Genomic DNA, 14226 nt, shown 5'->3' with positions numbered 1-14226 from the left:
AACTAATAGGCTAATTGGATGGATTCAAGAAGCAAGTCTTAAAAAATGTTTACCAATGTTGTAGAGGAAATAAGCGGTAACGAAAAGTCTATACGAAACATCTTTAATGACTACATTGTTGAACTTGAAGCTCAAACCGATTTTAGAACTCCTAAATGGCTCGGTATTGATGAAGTCCATTTACTTAAAAACTATCGTTGTGTCATCATAGATGTTGAAAACAAGTCGGTAATTGATATTTTACGAAAACGAAAATAAGGATGTGGTTATTAGTTACCTATCTAAACTTCAAGACAGTGATAAAATAAAAATAGAACTTGTAGTCATGGACTTGTGGAATCCTTAAAAAAGTGCTGTTAATACAGTAATACCCAACACTAAAATTGTGATAGAAAAGTTTCATGTTGTTAAGTTAGCAAATGATATGTGCTTCTTACAAGGAGTAAAGACTTAACAGACTTTGATAACCAGATAAAGCTACAAGTATGGACTCAAAACTTCCATTGCTTGGACAGGCTTATGAACTAAAAGAGCAATTCTTTGACATCCATGAAGCCGAATCACTCAACGATGCCTATAAACTGTATCAAAACTGGCTTTCAAATGTACCTAAAAATTAATGGCTTATTTTGAAGATCTGATTAAGTTAATAATCACATTCATTTTATTATGAATTAATATGGAAACCAGGAATAGATATCGATGTTCCTTTCTATTTTAATATCTCTCATTCTGGAGACTGGGTAGTTTGTCTTTTTGATACTGGGGATGTAGGTGTGGATATTGAGAAACGGGATAACGCAGACCGTGGTGTAGCTAAACGCTTTTTTCATCCTATAGAGTACGAAGATCTGAAAGCTATTACAGGAAGATACCAGAACGAAGTATTTTTTGATTTATGGACGTTAAAGGAAAGTTATATAAAATGTATGGGAACTGGATTACAAACTCCGTTACATTCTTTATCTGTAAGGATCCACGAGTCTGCTATCTCTTTTACCACGAAAGAAAGTCTATTGCGCTCAAATGTAACATTTAAGTTGTATGATTTTGATTCCCAATATAGTTTAGCTACTTGTGACTATTCGAAATTACCAGAAAGGGTGGACGTTATTACCTTAGAGAGGCTGTTTAGTAAAGTGATGGAAAAAGGGATTAAACATAACATGAAATTATGATGAATCCATGTATCGGTATGGATGAGGAGGGGGACTTATGAGCAAGCTTGTTGAGCTCAAACAGATAAGTAAAGAATACGGAAATAAAAAGGTTTTGCATGATATTTCGTTAACCATCGAGGAGAATCAGGTTATTGCTTTTCTAGGAGGGAATGGTACAGGAAAAAGTACGATCTTACGGATTATATCTAGTCTAGAGCGGCCTAGTTCAGGGAAAGTGGTATATCCAAATAAAAGTTTGAGAATTGGATACGTACCTGATCGATTTCCTAAAATGCTTCGTTTTACACCTGGCGAATATTTACATTATGTTGGAAGAATCGGTGGTATTTCCAAAGAGGATCTAAATAAAAGAATTCCAGACTTGCTTCATCGTTTTCAATTGGAGGTAATGAACCATAAATGGATCATGCACCTATCCAAAGGAAACATCCAAAAAGTTGGTATTATCCAAGCCATCTTACAAAAACCAGATCTGTTCATTTTAGACGAGCCTATATCTGGTCTTGATGTCCATGCACAGCAAGAACTAGTAAATATTGTAAAGGAATTTAAAAAGCAGGGCAGTACGATTCTATTAACCTATCACGAATCTCATAAGTTTGATGATGTCATAGAAACGACTTATTATTTACATCATGGTATGATCTCAAAAAATAATATGTTAGCAAAAAAACAAATAAAATTAATAGAAGTAAAAAAGATAGATGAGCTAATCGTCAAACAGTGGGATGAGGTTCTACATATGGAAAATAAAGAAAATCGTTTATTACTCTATGTTGGGTTGGAAAACAGTGACACCATTCTATCCAGGGTCCTGCAATTACAAGGAAGCATTGATAGTGTATCAACCATAGTAGTCGATGAGAATAATCAAATAGGGTAATAAAAAATCCTTTTGAATCACGGATAACTCATCGTCATGGTCTATCGATAGAAGGAGAGGTTGTTTTGAAAGAACTTGTTAAGTATAGTTTGTACGATTATATCCGTTCCAATAAATATTTCCCGCCTGTTTCAACCTATTTTATTTTCATTTTTGTTTTTTATACATATAAACCTAATCCAGTTATTAGTAGTTATGCGATTACTGCATTGATTTTATATATCGTATCCGTTTGGCTGTGTATAAGCATCTTATCACTCGATGCACCTATACAAAAACAAATGATAATTCTTCATTTGAAAAGTAGAAATCGTTACTATCTTTCTAAATTAATGTCAGTGTGGCTCGTTGCCATGGTTCTGACGGTGTATGCATTCCTATATCCAATTGTGTTTGATATGTTCAAGGAACCTGTTACGTTAACGACTGGTTTTGTTTCATTGACCAATCATATTTTATTAGCTACTTTAGGTATTTGTGTGGCAAGTTTATTTAGTAAAGGCTTAATGGATAACCCTGTCAATTCCTATGGCGGGCTTTCACTGATCGTCATCCTTTCAATAGCAGCTTTAGGAATTTATAATGTTTTACCACCAACCTTTCAAAATATCGTTTGGATCCTCCCCCCGTCAGTAATTACACAAACACCGTTAAGCAATTGGAGTGGTGAAAATATCTCAGATCTATCGATATTTCCTTTTGTCTGGATCATCATTTACTCGCTTTTATTAGTCGTATTGTTTTTAAAGCTTGCAAAAAGAAAATGATCCATGTTGAAGTGTGATAAACAAATAAAGGAGGGAAAACGATTGGAGCAAAGGAGAAAACATATAGTCAATGATGTGTATTCCTAGATAAAATCACTGTTATTGGTACTTATTATAGCGGTTGTCATTCGTAGTTTCTTGTTCTCGCCTTCGCTTGTTTTGGGACAATCTATGGAACCTACTTTTGAAAATCATGACAGAGTGATTGTGAGTAAAATTTCTAATATCCAACGATTCGATATCATCGTATTTGATGCACCCGATGTTAATGAGTATTATATTAAGAGGGTCATTGGTTTGCCGGGAGATACGGTTGGAGTAAAAGATGATGTTCTTTATATTAATGGTTGGTAAGATTACGGTTGACTTTACTCTAGAAGAGGTAACGGGTGAAACAAGAGTCCCTAAAGACTCATTATTTGTGTTGGGCGATAATCGTATTCGTCTTCTTTCAAAAACTAACTTGTCCATAAAATTATTCACCCTAGTTCAGTTCTTGCTTAATCTACAGATTCTGCCCCACCCCTAGGATCAAGATGGAAAAATGAATAGAGTATTACCTGATAATCATAAGTCACGGATAAAGCGAATTTTAGATTTATTGTTTGGACTACAATATTTATACAGAACCAAAGAGCGTGAAAATTGTCGAAAAAGAAAGTAAATAATGGTCATAAAACCCTTTTTACCTATTACATGTCGATAATTAGTAAAACCTGTAGTTCTTTGTCCTAACAACGACAAAGAAGTTGTTGTTAGGAGATTTTCCAGTTTAAAAATTTTACGCACTACTTAACTAGTGCGAAATACGGGGTGATAAATATCATTGTTCCTTATTAACTAACAGGTGCATATTATGCAGGAATTATGGTATTATAATGGTATAATAAATGAATGGAGGTCTTGCTGTTGATTATAAAGTCATCTACCTCGTTAAGAAACGATTATAATTCCATTTCTAATTTGGCGCATGAGAAAGAGAAGCCTGTTTATATCACTAAGAATGGAGAAGGTGATCTTGTACTCATGAGTATTGATGCATTTGAAAAAAGGGAAGCAATCATAGATTTAAAAGAAAAACTATTAGTAGCCGAAGAACAGCGAATAAATGGTGATAAAACGACATCAATTGATTCTGCTTATCAAAGAATCAAGGAGAGAATTGATGAAAAATTATAATGTAGAACTACTTCCAGCAGCCGACGATGACCTTGATGATATTTTTATTTATATTTTACTGGATAATCCCGAAGCTGCAAATGAAATATTAGATCGTGTTATGACTTCTATAAAGCACCTTGAAAAATTTCCGTATGCTGGTTCGAGGGTAATGGAAGAAAGCCTAATTCACTTCGAATTTAGGATGGTTATTTCTGAACCTTATATTGCCTTTTATAGAGTTATTGAAAATACTGTATATATTTATAGAATACTGCATGGAGCAAGGGATTATATTCAGATATTAAGAAACAATAGGTAGATTTTGTAATTGTATGGGTTTAGGAAAAATAGCTATTCTAATTTGACTGTGTTTTGCAAAACACATTGGCAACCTATATATTGATATTTCTTAGGGATATGTAAAAAGTGACTTTCAACTTTTTCTATTGTTGAAAGTCACTTTTTGCATGAAAATAATTGATTATATACAGAGACTCAAATTATGCGACCATTCGGACTTATGCAGAAACCTGCAAACGACATGGTTTGAATATTGTGGATGCTTTGGAGCGAGCCGTAGAAGGTAATCCTTATACACTAAAAGAAATTTTGACCCATCAAATAAACCGATGAAAAAATTGAACGTTCATCGGTTTATTTGTCATGCCCAGAATGAGTAGTTTGTGAATAGTAACATATTCCAAAAAATGTAGAAGATCTACCCTAAATAGAATTAGAGAAGGAATATGGTACCAAAACTAAACAGATTACATAAATTAATATCGGCAAAAAGAAAACTGATCACACGCTGGCGATCAGTTTTTCTTATCGAGTATGGAGTACAGCAAATAGTAGATGCATTGGTGTATAATAAAATGCTTTCTATTTTATAACTTTAACTCTCCCATCCGAATAAGTTCAATTACTGCCTGGGCTCTTCCTTTAACACCTAGCTTTTGGATTGCGTTTGATATATGGTTACGAACAGTTTTTTCTGAAATAAATAATTCCTCTGCTATTTCTTTCGTTGTTTTATCTTGAACTAGTATTTCAAATACCTCTTTTTCCCTCTTTGTTAATATTTTGTTCTGCTTATATTCGTTTGAGTTGTTCAAATGGTACCCCTCCTTGCTGTCATTTGAGATGCAATCTGAAGGGAATTATTTAGTCACTATAACTTATGAAAAAATTGAAAATCAGTGCGTATAAAAGCCTTGGACGAACATCTATTTTCCAAAAAAATATTTTCCTATGGTAAAATAGAGATGTTCGCACATACAAATGAGGTGAAAAATTGGATCAGGCAATAGGAGTAATTGATTCGGGGGTTGGAGGACTTACTGTCGCATATGAAATAATGCGGCAGTTACCGAATGAGAAAATCATTTATGTTGGAGATACGTTTCGATGTCCATATGGTCCTCGGCCAAAACACGAAGTTATTCAATTTACTAAAGAAATGGTAAGCTTTTTACTAACTAAAAATATTAAAATGATCGTAGTTGCTTGTAATACAGCAACTGCATTTGCGTTAGATGAACTTAAAAAAGAACTTAACATTCCTGTGATTGGAGTTATTCAACCGGGGGCAAGGGCTGCAATAAAGGTTACAAAAAACAATAAAATTGGTATTATCGGTACAGAAGGCACTATAAACAGCAAAGCTTATCTAAAAGCGTTATTACAGATCAATAGTGAATTAGATGTTATCGCCTTAGCTTGCCCGTTATTAGTGCCGATGGTAGAAAAAGGTATAATTTCAGGAGAACAAGCGAAAAAGGTTGTTGAGGATACGTTGTTTCCATTGAAGTTGTCAAACCGTATTGATACGCTCGTTTTAGGATGCACTCATTATCCATTACTTGAGGAGACAATCCAAGAGGTAATGGGAAAAACTGTTCAAATCATTTCTTCGAGTGAAGAAACAGCAAGGGAAACAAGTGTCATTTTAGAGGTAAATCAACTTTTATATAAAAATAATCGTGAACCAAATCATAGTTTTTATACGACAGGAGATATGGATGTTTTTAAGAAAATCTATCTGTCTATATTTAAGAAAAGTTTATGCGAAATGAACAAAGTGAAATTTGAAAAAATAGTTTTGTAAATTTTAACATTCTCCCATTAGACGTTCATAATCATTAGCATTATTTGAAAACTTGGACGTATATATAATAGTACAACCATCAATGGGAGGGTGTTTTATGCAAAAGATCAAATTTCTGCACGTACAATTATTGATTGTTTTAGTTCTTTTGTTAGGAGGCTGTTTGAAAGGTGAACAGACTTTTGAAGAAGTAGACGTTCCAGAAGACGTAACTATCGTTGACGAGGAAGGCAAGGAAACGGAAGGCGACGACCCTGTTGAAGAGGAAGAAGAGGTCATTGAATCAGACGAAACCGTGGCAAGAGAACTGTATTTAATCGATGCGAGCGGGATGGTGGTTCCACAAACATTAGAACTACCTAAAACGGAATCAGCCGCGACTCAAGCGCTTGAATATTTGGTGAAAGACGGACCAGTGACTGAAATGTTGCCTAATGGATTTCAGGCCGTATTACCTGCTGGTACCGAAATTATCGGTTTGAACCTAGAGGAAGACGGAACATTAATTGTGGATTTGTCGGAAGAATTTAAGAATTATGAGGCTGAGGAAGAAGTGAAGATTCTTCAAGCGATGACACATACATTGACGCAGTTTGACAGTGTAAATAAGATAAAGCTTTGGATCAATGGAGAAAATTTAGATGAAATGCCAGTGAATGGGACGCCACTTTCAGAAGGGTATTCTAAGAGTAATGGTATAAATATTTATGTGAAAGATCAACCTAGTTTAATGCATAGTAAAGTAGTTACTGTCCATTATCCGAAACAATATAATGATAATCTTTATTTTGTGCCAATGACACAATACATTAACGATGATAACGAAGATGTTTTTACAACAATTGTCGAAGCATTGATGGAAGGCCCTTCTTATGAAATTCAAGGACTTCAGGTGTTTAATGATAATACAACATTATTAACTAAACCCGTTTTGAATGATGGTGTGTTACAATTAGAGTTTAGTGAAGAAATATTAAAAGATGAAGAAAAAGCAGTTATTGCAGATGATGTTGTAGAAACATTAGTAAGATCGCTTACCGAACAAGAAGACGTTGAAGCGGTTGATATAAAAGTAGAAAATAAAGAAAAAGTTGTGAGTGAAAATGGGACTACCTATGACAAGCCGGTAACTAAAAACGATATTATAAAATCCGAAAAAATGTAACAGTCAAATTTTTGTAGTATTAGGAGTGTAAATAATGGATACCAATAGACATGATATTAGACCAATTAACATAATACCTAACTTTATAACTCATCCAGAAGGGTCGGTACTTATCGAATTAGGAAATACACGGGTAATTTGTAATGCAAGTATTGAAGATCGAGTGCCTCCATTTATGCGAGGACAAAATAAGGGATGGATATCAGCCGAGTACGCTATGCTACCAAGAGCAACAGAACAGCGAAATATTAGAGAGTCTTCACGCGGCAAAGTAAGTGGAAGAACAATGGAAATACAGCGTTTGATTGGACGTGCACTACGTTCTGTGGTAAATCTTGACCTTATTGGTGAACGTACAATTTGGATTGATTGTGACGTTATTCAAGCTGATGGAGGTACCCGAACTGCTTCAATTACAGGGGCATTCGTCGCATTAGTGATTGCCTGTAACAAACTAATCGAAGAAGAAATAATTGAAAAATTTCCAATTACTGATTTTCTAGCAGCAATTTCAGTGGGAGTGTCTCCAACCGGTGAAATAAACTTAGACTTAAATTATGAGCAAGATTCTGCTGCAGATGTAGATATGAACATCGTTATGACAGGTGCAGGTGAATTTGTTGAAATTCAAGGAACTGGAGAAGAGGCAACATTTTCATATGATCAATTAGCATCAATGTTGGAAGCTGCACAAGAGGGGATAGAACAACTTTTTGAAGTACAAAAAGAAGTATTAGGAGATTTAACTGAAAAGGTTGGAAGTCAGACGGATGAGGAAGAAGAAGAAAAGTGAAAGAAATTATTATTGCAACGAAGAATGAAGGAAAAGTAAAGGAATTTAAACAATTATTTGATCAATATGGAATTCAAGTAAAGTCTTTGATAGATTTAGATACCGATTTACCGGAAGTTGAAGAAACAGGGGTAACTTTTCAGGAAAATGCACGATTAAAAGCAGAACAAATTTCAGCTATGATTGAACAACCAGTCTTAGCTGATGATTCTGGATTAGTAATCGATACACTTGAGGGAAGACCAGGTGTTTATTCCGCACGATATGGTGGGGAACCGACGAATGACCTGTTAAATTATGAAAAAGTATTAACAGAAATGGAAGATGTGCCAGAAAAAAAGCGTAGTGCACGCTTTATTTGTGTTTTAGCAATGGCTATTCCGGGCGAGAAAACGATTTTTAAAGAAGGTGCTTGTGAAGGGGTCATTTCAACGGAACCAAAAGGTGAAAATGGGTTTGGATATGATCCAATTTTTATACCGAATGGGTACAATAAAACGATGGCAGAATTAGATCAAAGTGTTAAAAATAAAATAAGTCATCGTTTTAATGCACTTATTCAACTAGAAACATGGTTAAACGAGGAAATAAACGCAGGTGAAAAAGATGAATAAGGTACTTATTGTAAGTGATAGTCACGGACTTACATCAGAACTAGAGACAATAAAAGAGCGACATCAAGTTTCTGAATATATTCATTGTGGAGATTCAGAACTCACTGCTGAAGCTGCTCCTTTAAACGGTTATCAAGTTGTAAAAGGAAATTGTGACTGGCAAGGAGATTTTCAAGATGAGTTAATTGTAGAAAAAGCGAGACTTCGCTTTTTCATTACTCATGGTCATTTATTTGATGTGAAATCAACCTTGCTAAATTTACAATATAGAGCATTAGAAGTAAACGCAGATATCGTATGTTTTGGACATTCCCATATCGCCTATGCTGAAAAAATTGGTGAACAACTATTTATTAATCCAGGGAGCATTCTGTTACCGAAGCATTTTAATGTACCTAGTTATGTTATTATAGAATGGGAAGTGCCTTTAGAAGTAAAAGTTACATTTTATAGCCTTGAAGGTGAGGAGATTATGACTTTTCCTTATAAAAATAAATTTACTATAAAAAATTAGCATTTTAAGTTGACAAGTAAATAAGAAATGCATATAATAGTTCTTGCGTTGAAAAAATTGAATAAAAATTGCGGGTGTAGTTTAGTGGTAAAACTCCAGCCTTCCAAGCTGATGTCGAGGGTTCGATTCCCTTCACCCGCTCCATTTTTTGTCCCAGTAGCTCAGCTGGATAGAGCAATGGCCTTCAAGAATAGGAGCCTCTAAAGGGAAACAAAAACCTTTAGAGTGGACGACACTATATCGGTGAAGCCTTAACAGGTTAAGCTGATGGTAATACCGAGGAAACTTACGATCTCTGATGAGGTGTTTACATTGAAACATCATACAAAAACAAAAGGAGATTTAGGAGTTTTAAAGGCTCAAGTGGATTTGTATAAGAAAGGCTTATGATTTGTTTCTCTTAACAGAACATGCCCCTTTTGATTTGGTATTTATAAAGAGCAAACCTTAAAAAGGGTTCAAGTAAAGTATAAGGGGTTAAACAGTAAAGGAAGTCTAGAAATTAGATTCCGACCATCCTACTGCAACACTAAAGATGAAGTCAGCAAGCCTGTTGATAAAAATGAGATTGATGCGTACTGTGTTTACTGTCCATAAACGATTGAATGTTATTAATTTGATCCAAACTCATTTCAACAATCAGTCACTTTGAGGGTAAAGACTCCAAAGAATAATCAAAAGCATCTTATTAATTTTGCAGATGATTATCGTGAGGTTCCGTAGAGACTATACGTGTCGCACCTGAAATGGTGAAGATATAGTCCAGACCACAAATTACTATTTAGTTTGTGATGAAAATCATAGTGGTAAGCTAAGCCATCGGTCGGGAGTTCGAATCTCTCCTGGGACGTTTTCTGATGAAAGTGTAATAAGATTACACGAAAATAAAAACACCCTTAAATGTTGATATAATAACGTTTAAGGGTGTTTTTAATCTCTTGATTTTATTTCAGATTACGATTAGAAACGATTGGATTTTAAATTATTTTACACATTTTTTACACAGCGAACATTGATGCAAACATTTTTACAGTACTCTCCCCATCTGCTGCTCTTAACTCTTTCATTACATGAGAGTAGTCATTATAAATTGTCATTATATCTGCATGACCTAATCGTTCACTGATATAATTTAATGTTGCCTCTTTTTTATAGATCATTGCACTGGCATGCGTATGGCGTAATCCATGTACACTAATATGATCAATATCTAAGTTTGTTAATGCTTCTCTTAATGTTTTATTTACTGCTCCATTACTGATCACTTTGTATTTAGAAGATGGACTGTAAAAAACAAGTCTATGTAAATTGTCAGGAGTTTTCTGAAAGAAGTCTTCAAAGACTTTCATTGTTTCTTCATCCATCTTGATTATTCTTATGGAACTCTCATTTTTAGTAGGACCAAAACCTTCATGAATTTTATTTGTATATCCCCATGTTTTATCGATATTAATTGTGTTATTAATAAAATCGAAATCTTTTCTAGTCAATCCGACCATTTCCCCGAAGCGCATACCCGAAGTTAACCCTAAAAGAATAACTAAATAAGATAACCCTTCATCTATTTTCTTTTGTACGTAGTTAAGCAACTCAATACTTTCGTCAAATTCAAGATGCTTTTCACTATCCTTCTTCGGCTCAAGTCCAGATAGTTTTACCTTTCTTGTAAAATCCCGTGTAACAACTCCATCTTCCAAAGCATCTTGTACACAGGATCTAATATGTGAATTTAATTTTCTTACAGTAGCCTTGGATTTACTTTTACCGTAATCGTTTAAAAACTCCTGATACTCACTTCTTTTAATATGCTGTATAGGTTTACTACCAAAATATTCTTTGATAGTACCTAATATAGTTAAATACCTATTTCGTGTGTTTTTCCCTATATGAGGCTTGTACAAATTTAACAAAAACTCGAAATACTCGTCAAAAGGCTCTAATTTCAAATGAGGAACTATCCCTTTATTTAGCTTATTTTCAACTTCAGCAGCAACTTGAGCTTCTTTTTTTGTTCGAAAACCGCCTTTTCTAATTGGTTTTGATTTACCATTAACCCTTCGACTAACTGTATATTGCCATGTCTTCCCTCGTTTTTGGAAACTAGCCATTAGATTGCCCCCCCTTCAAACGTTTATTTTGCACATCCTTATGCTTCATGGGAAAGAGGATCAAACGAGCGTCACAATGGTCTAATTAGAAGATTTATCAAAAAAGGACAGCCGATCCATACATATACTGATGAAGTAATAAATGATGTTGCAAATTGGATGAACACACTTCCTCGGAAAATATTAGACTACCAAACACCGAGCGAAATGTTCGCGAAATTTGTAGATTGTGTGGCCTAGGTCACACAATCTACAAATTACAGAAAAACCTTATATACTGGTTTCACAAAGAGTGTTGCATTTATTATTGCAATTTAAGTGAGATATTTTTAGCAATATTTCATCAAGCACGGGAAGGGAAAATACATAGGCAATTAACATATAAACTACCCATCCGACATCTCAAAATTAAGAAGGAGATCCCGACTGTAATTGAATATGAAAACAGGCGTTATGTTTATGAGCCGCAAACGAAATGGAGGTAGAAACATGGATCCGATAAACAGCCCAAAACACTATAAAATGCACAAGATGGAAACGATTGATAACATTCAAAACAGCATGACACATGATGAATTTGTCGGCTATTTGAAAGGAAACATTAAAAAATATTTAGACAGGTACGGGGACAAAAACGGAATAGAAGATCTTGGAAAAGCAGAATGGTATTTAAAAAAGTTAATCGAGGTGGAAGCAAAATGAAAAAATGCGTTGATTGCAGTCGAGTGATTAAAAAAGGGCATTTGTGTGATTCTTGTTACAGGGCGAGAATGAAAGACAAGATTTTGAATGAGGATCGTACAGTCGAGAGTCCTCATGCGAGTTGGTTTTGATGGACAAAAAAACAATGAGTGTTTTAGCAGAAGCTGGGGCAAAAAGGCAAGAGGTACTGTGGATTAATCCAGTTGCTGCAGAGAAGGGAATTTACCAATAATCATTATTTGATGTGATGAGGTGAACGTATGAAAAAGTCAGATATAGACAAAATGCTAATAATGACTCTAGTAAAAACATTTAAGTTATATAAACCTCCAAATCGAATCGGTGAAACCATCGAGTATGAAAACAACAGTTACTTAATAATTGGGATAGAAAAAGTGCGATTTTTCGGAGCTAAATTGAAGGTAAGCTATACATGTCAAAATTTAAGTGTATTACACAAGCTGTCAACTAGAAATATCGGAAGTTTTTCAAACAACTACACGGAATTTTATACAAAAATAAATACGAAAGATTATCTAGAAACAGATTGGATAACTCGTAATGACAGAGATAACTTAATTAGACTAGGCGGAGTGTTTCAGTGAAGGAAACTATTATAGATGGATCACTTACTCCGATCTAGTATTTGACTTTACAACGTTAGTGTTATCTGGATTAGCAGAGCCGATATATCCCATCAATCAAAAAACAGCACGTATTAAATTAATCAGTAGCAAGCGTAAAAGAATAGAACTGGCGGTGATCAAATGAAAACCAAATACAAGCTACGTGAACCCATGAAACGTTTAAATATATTATTGAACAGTAGACAATAAATGTGACGTAAAGAAGGTGTTTAAAATGAAAGCTATTACTATAAAACAGCCTTGGGCAACTCTTATTGCTCTAGGTGAGAAAAGATTTGAGACTCGTTCGTGGCAAACTAAATATAGAGGGCAGATTGCTATTCACGCAGGTAAGTCAGTTGATAAAGATGCCTGTAATGACTCCTGGATTAAAGGTGTATTAAAAGAACACAAAATCGAATCATATAAAGATTTACCAACAGGTGTTGTTATAGCGATGGCGGAAATAGCAGATTGTCATAAAGTACTCAATTTTTGTAATCAAGTTGCCACAACAACTGGTCCTAATATTAGCGGCTTAGAGATTAAATTCGGTGACTATACAGAAGGTCGTTACGCTTGGGAATTATTGAATGTCAATATGTTATCGGAACCCATACAAGCGAAAGGAAAACTTAGTTTATGGGAATGGGATGGAAAATTGTAGCGTCGCAGTTCGATAAAAAAGAGAAGGAGCGAAAATGGTTTGGATAAAGATTGTTATGTCATTATAAAAGACGATTTAGTAGAAGCCGAATTTATAGGAGTTTACCAATACTCAAATGTTATTGACGCCAATCCGATGGTTGGCGGTCAGCCTGGCGGAGTGATTGCTTATCCGATTGTTAAATTATCCGGGAAACTTAAAGTGGTTGATCCGTCAAAAATAACATTTAAACGTTAATTTAGAGTACGATTATAGCGGTTAGTAGACAAATACTGTGAAAAAAGGAGATGAACATGGAAAAAAGCGAAGCAAAATTCATGGCATACGATTGGGACGGCGGAGAGTTTAGATTATGCCAACGAATGAGGTTGTTGAAGCGATTCACATTGCGTGGAACTATGAATTTGATGTGTATGAGGTTGAAACGGAGAACATGATATTTTCGGGGAGAGAAGACAATGAGGGCAATTCTGATTGGCTAGAACCTTATGGCATTCGAATGATTGACGAACCAAACGGAAAATATCGTGTTCTACAAAACATAAAAACAGGACAAGCCTGATTGGCATTCATGATGTGGAGGGGTTCTGCTATGAGATTACAAGATATAAATATAAATCCTAAGACTAATAGACTAGAAATTGATATAATGGAAGAAAATAACTCATTTTCCATTGTGGTGTGTGATGGTAAAGCTAGAATAGCAAAGCTTCCGCAGCATTGAGAGACAAAAATAATCACACACCAAGGGAAGGTGAAACGGGTTAAGTGGGATGAGGGGGAAGAGTTCTAAGATGAATGAACAGACATTAGAATTTAAACTCACAGGAAAAGAACTAGAACTTCAAAAATACAATATTTATTATATGGTTGAAGGATTAAACTTTAGTCAAAGGATTATCGAGCAAGCATACCTTTAAATGAGAAAAATATATAGT

19 protein-coding genes, 1 tRNA gene and 5 pseudogenes are annotated in these 14226 nt (G+C 34.7%); 23 read left to right on the top strand and 2 right to left on the bottom strand.

What is annotated here, in order from left to right:
* The first annotated feature begins 45 nt into the window (after positions 1-45).
* The 8 genes and pseudogenes from SPD89_RS21115 to SPD89_RS21085 all read left to right on the top strand — a co-directional run bounded on the left by SPD89_RS21115 (position 46) and on the right by SPD89_RS21085 (position 4311).
* Positions 46-258, top strand: coding sequence for a hypothetical protein (locus SPD89_RS21115; protein WP_336263913.1), 213 nt, complete (start codon positions 46-48; stop codon positions 256-258).
* 100 nt (positions 259-358) lie between these two features.
* Positions 359-454 (top strand): annotated as a pseudogene (locus tag SPD89_RS23295) (hypothetical protein); the annotation flags it as partial.
* Between the two features lie 322 nt (positions 455-776).
* Positions 777-1178 carry a 4'-phosphopantetheinyl transferase family protein gene (locus SPD89_RS21110; RefSeq protein ID WP_336263912.1) on the top strand — a complete coding sequence of 134 codons (402 nt, stop codon included), beginning with the start codon at positions 777-779 and terminating at the stop codon, positions 1176-1178.
* 37 nt (positions 1179-1215) lie between these two features.
* Positions 1216-2064, top strand: a complete 849-nt coding sequence (locus tag SPD89_RS21105) for an ABC transporter ATP-binding protein (protein ID WP_336263911.1) — start codon at positions 1216-1218, stop codon at positions 2062-2064.
* Positions 2065-2129: 65 nt separating this feature from the next.
* On the top strand, positions 2130-2831 hold the full coding sequence (locus tag SPD89_RS21100; RefSeq protein WP_336263910.1) for a hypothetical protein: 702 nt from the start codon (positions 2130-2132) through the stop codon (positions 2829-2831).
* A gap of 87 nt (positions 2832-2918) precedes the next feature.
* A pseudogene (lepB, locus tag SPD89_RS23290) lies at positions 2919-3360 on the top strand (signal peptidase I).
* A gap of 380 nt (positions 3361-3740) precedes the next feature.
* Entirely contained in the window at positions 3741-4010 is a 270-nt protein-coding gene (locus tag SPD89_RS21090; protein WP_336263908.1) for a type II toxin-antitoxin system Phd/YefM family antitoxin, read from the top strand.
* On the top strand, positions 3997-4311 hold the full coding sequence (locus SPD89_RS21085; protein WP_336263907.1) for a type II toxin-antitoxin system RelE/ParE family toxin: 315 nt from the start codon (positions 3997-3999) through the stop codon (positions 4309-4311). The genes SPD89_RS21090 and SPD89_RS21085 overlap by 14 nt, the downstream gene beginning before the upstream one ends.
* Before the next feature lie 568 nt (positions 4312-4879).
* On the opposite strand, the gene SPD89_RS21080 is transcribed toward SPD89_RS21085, so the two are convergent.
* Positions 4880-5074, bottom strand: a complete 195-nt coding sequence (locus SPD89_RS21080; RefSeq protein WP_336263916.1) for a helix-turn-helix domain-containing protein — start codon at positions 5072-5074, stop codon at positions 4880-4882.
* Positions 5075-5286: 212 nt separating this feature from the next.
* Here SPD89_RS21080 and racE point away from each other — a divergent pair, with 212 nt between their 5' ends.
* From racE to SPD89_RS23285, 7 genes and pseudogenes are all read left to right on the top strand, one after another.
* Positions 5287-6099 carry a glutamate racemase gene (racE, locus tag SPD89_RS21075; protein ID WP_336263906.1) on the top strand — a complete coding sequence of 271 codons (813 nt, stop codon included), beginning with the start codon at positions 5287-5289 and terminating at the stop codon, positions 6097-6099.
* A gap of 97 nt (positions 6100-6196) precedes the next feature.
* Positions 6197-7264 (top strand): GerMN domain-containing protein, encoded by a 1068-nt coding sequence (locus tag SPD89_RS21070; protein WP_336263905.1) that lies wholly within the window; start codon positions 6197-6199, stop codon positions 7262-7264.
* Between the two features lie 34 nt (positions 7265-7298).
* Positions 7299-8057: a ribonuclease PH gene (gene rph / locus SPD89_RS21065; RefSeq protein WP_336263904.1), complete on the top strand. Its 759-nt coding sequence runs from the start codon at positions 7299-7301 to the stop codon at positions 8055-8057.
* Positions 8054-8671 (top strand): XTP/dITP diphosphatase, encoded by a 618-nt coding sequence (locus SPD89_RS21060; RefSeq protein ID WP_336263903.1) that lies wholly within the window; start codon positions 8054-8056, stop codon positions 8669-8671. The genes rph and SPD89_RS21060 overlap by 4 nt, the downstream gene beginning before the upstream one ends.
* Positions 8664-9185, top strand: coding sequence for a metallophosphoesterase family protein (locus SPD89_RS21055; RefSeq protein ID WP_336263902.1), 522 nt, complete (start codon positions 8664-8666; stop codon positions 9183-9185). The genes SPD89_RS21060 and SPD89_RS21055 overlap by 8 nt, the downstream gene beginning before the upstream one ends.
* 70 nt (positions 9186-9255) lie before the next feature.
* A tRNA-Gly gene (locus tag SPD89_RS21050) sits at positions 9256-9329 on the top strand.
* 168 nt (positions 9330-9497) lie between these two features.
* Positions 9498-9908: pseudogene (locus SPD89_RS23285) on the top strand (group I intron-associated PD-(D/E)XK endonuclease).
* A 275-nt stretch (positions 9909-10183) separates the two neighbouring features.
* On the opposite strand, the gene SPD89_RS21040 reads toward SPD89_RS23285, so the two are convergent.
* Positions 10184-11293 (bottom strand): site-specific integrase, encoded by a 1110-nt coding sequence (locus tag SPD89_RS21040; RefSeq protein WP_336263901.1) that lies wholly within the window; start codon positions 11291-11293, stop codon positions 10184-10186.
* Positions 11294-11314: 21 nt separating this feature from the next.
* Between SPD89_RS21040 and SPD89_RS21035 the strand changes: the two are divergent.
* The 8 genes and pseudogenes from SPD89_RS21035 to SPD89_RS21000 all read left to right on the top strand — a co-directional run.
* Positions 11315-11533 (top strand): annotated as a pseudogene (locus SPD89_RS21035) (transposase); the annotation flags it as partial.
* A gap of 198 nt (positions 11534-11731) precedes the next feature.
* Positions 11732-11995, top strand: a complete 264-nt coding sequence (locus SPD89_RS21030; RefSeq protein WP_336263914.1) for a DUF3310 domain-containing protein — start codon at positions 11732-11734, stop codon at positions 11993-11995.
* A gap of 260 nt (positions 11996-12255) precedes the next feature.
* Positions 12256-12600 carry a hypothetical protein gene (locus tag SPD89_RS21025; RefSeq protein WP_336263900.1) on the top strand — a complete coding sequence of 115 codons (345 nt, stop codon included), beginning with the start codon at positions 12256-12258 and terminating at the stop codon, positions 12598-12600.
* Between the two features lie 256 nt (positions 12601-12856).
* Positions 12857-13288, top strand: a complete 432-nt coding sequence (locus tag SPD89_RS21020; protein ID WP_336263899.1) for an ASCH domain-containing protein — start codon at positions 12857-12859, stop codon at positions 13286-13288.
* Between the two features lie 39 nt (positions 13289-13327).
* Positions 13328-13525 carry a hypothetical protein gene (locus SPD89_RS21015; protein WP_336263898.1) on the top strand — a complete coding sequence of 66 codons (198 nt, stop codon included), beginning with the start codon at positions 13328-13330 and terminating at the stop codon, positions 13523-13525.
* Between the two features lie 115 nt (positions 13526-13640).
* Positions 13641-13850 (top strand): hypothetical protein, encoded by a 210-nt coding sequence (locus SPD89_RS21010; protein ID WP_336263897.1) that lies wholly within the window; start codon positions 13641-13643, stop codon positions 13848-13850.
* 30 nt (positions 13851-13880) lie between these two features.
* A pseudogene (locus SPD89_RS21005) lies at positions 13881-14081 on the top strand (XtrA/YqaO family protein).
* 1 nt (position 14082) lies between these two features.
* The gene (locus SPD89_RS21000) at positions 14083-14208 is read left to right on the top strand and encodes a hypothetical protein (protein WP_336263896.1); all 126 of its coding nucleotides are present in this window, start codon (positions 14083-14085) and stop codon (positions 14206-14208) included.
* The last annotated feature ends 18 nt before the right edge of the window (positions 14209-14226 follow it).

It is taken from the genome of Pseudogracilibacillus sp. SO30301A, from assembly GCF_037072025.1.
In the GTDB taxonomy this organism is placed as follows: domain Bacteria; phylum Bacillota; class Bacilli; order Bacillales; family Amphibacillaceae; genus Pseudogracilibacillus.
This window is presented reverse-complemented; position numbering and strand designations above follow the sequence as displayed.

What these genes read in the sequence shown, in the direction of transcription:
- SPD89_RS21115 (WP_336263913.1), top strand. Translation starts at nt 46, where the DNA reads ATGTTTACCAATGTTGTAGAGGAAATAAGCGGTAACGAAAAGTCTATA.
- SPD89_RS21105 (WP_336263911.1), top strand. Translation starts at nt 1,216, where the DNA reads ATGAGCAAGCTTGTTGAGCTCAAACAGATAAGTAAAGAATACGGAAAT.
- SPD89_RS21085 (WP_336263907.1), top strand. Translation starts at nt 3,997, where the DNA reads ATGAAAAATTATAATGTAGAACTACTTCCAGCAGCCGACGATGACCTT.
- SPD89_RS21070 (WP_336263905.1), top strand. Translation starts at nt 6,197, where the DNA reads ATGCAAAAGATCAAATTTCTGCACGTACAATTATTGATTGTTTTAGTT.
- rph (WP_336263904.1), top strand. Translation starts at nt 7,299, where the DNA reads ATGGATACCAATAGACATGATATTAGACCAATTAACATAATACCTAAC.
- SPD89_RS21055 (WP_336263902.1), top strand. Translation starts at nt 8,664, where the DNA reads ATGAATAAGGTACTTATTGTAAGTGATAGTCACGGACTTACATCAGAA.
- SPD89_RS21040 (WP_336263901.1), bottom strand. Translation starts at nt 11,293, where the DNA reads ATGGCTAGTTTCCAAAAACGAGGGAAGACATGGCAATATACAGTTAGT.
- SPD89_RS21030 (WP_336263914.1), top strand. Translation starts at nt 11,732, where the DNA reads ATGAAAACAGGCGTTATGTTTATGAGCCGCAAACGAAATGGAGGTAGA.
- SPD89_RS21025 (WP_336263900.1), top strand. Translation starts at nt 12,256, where the DNA reads ATGAAAAAGTCAGATATAGACAAAATGCTAATAATGACTCTAGTAAAA.
- SPD89_RS21020 (WP_336263899.1), top strand. Translation starts at nt 12,857, where the DNA reads ATGAAAGCTATTACTATAAAACAGCCTTGGGCAACTCTTATTGCTCTA.
- SPD89_RS21010 (WP_336263897.1), top strand. Translation starts at nt 13,641, where the DNA reads ATGCCAACGAATGAGGTTGTTGAAGCGATTCACATTGCGTGGAACTAT.
- SPD89_RS21000 (WP_336263896.1), top strand. Translation starts at nt 14,083, where the DNA reads ATGAATGAACAGACATTAGAATTTAAACTCACAGGAAAAGAACTAGAA.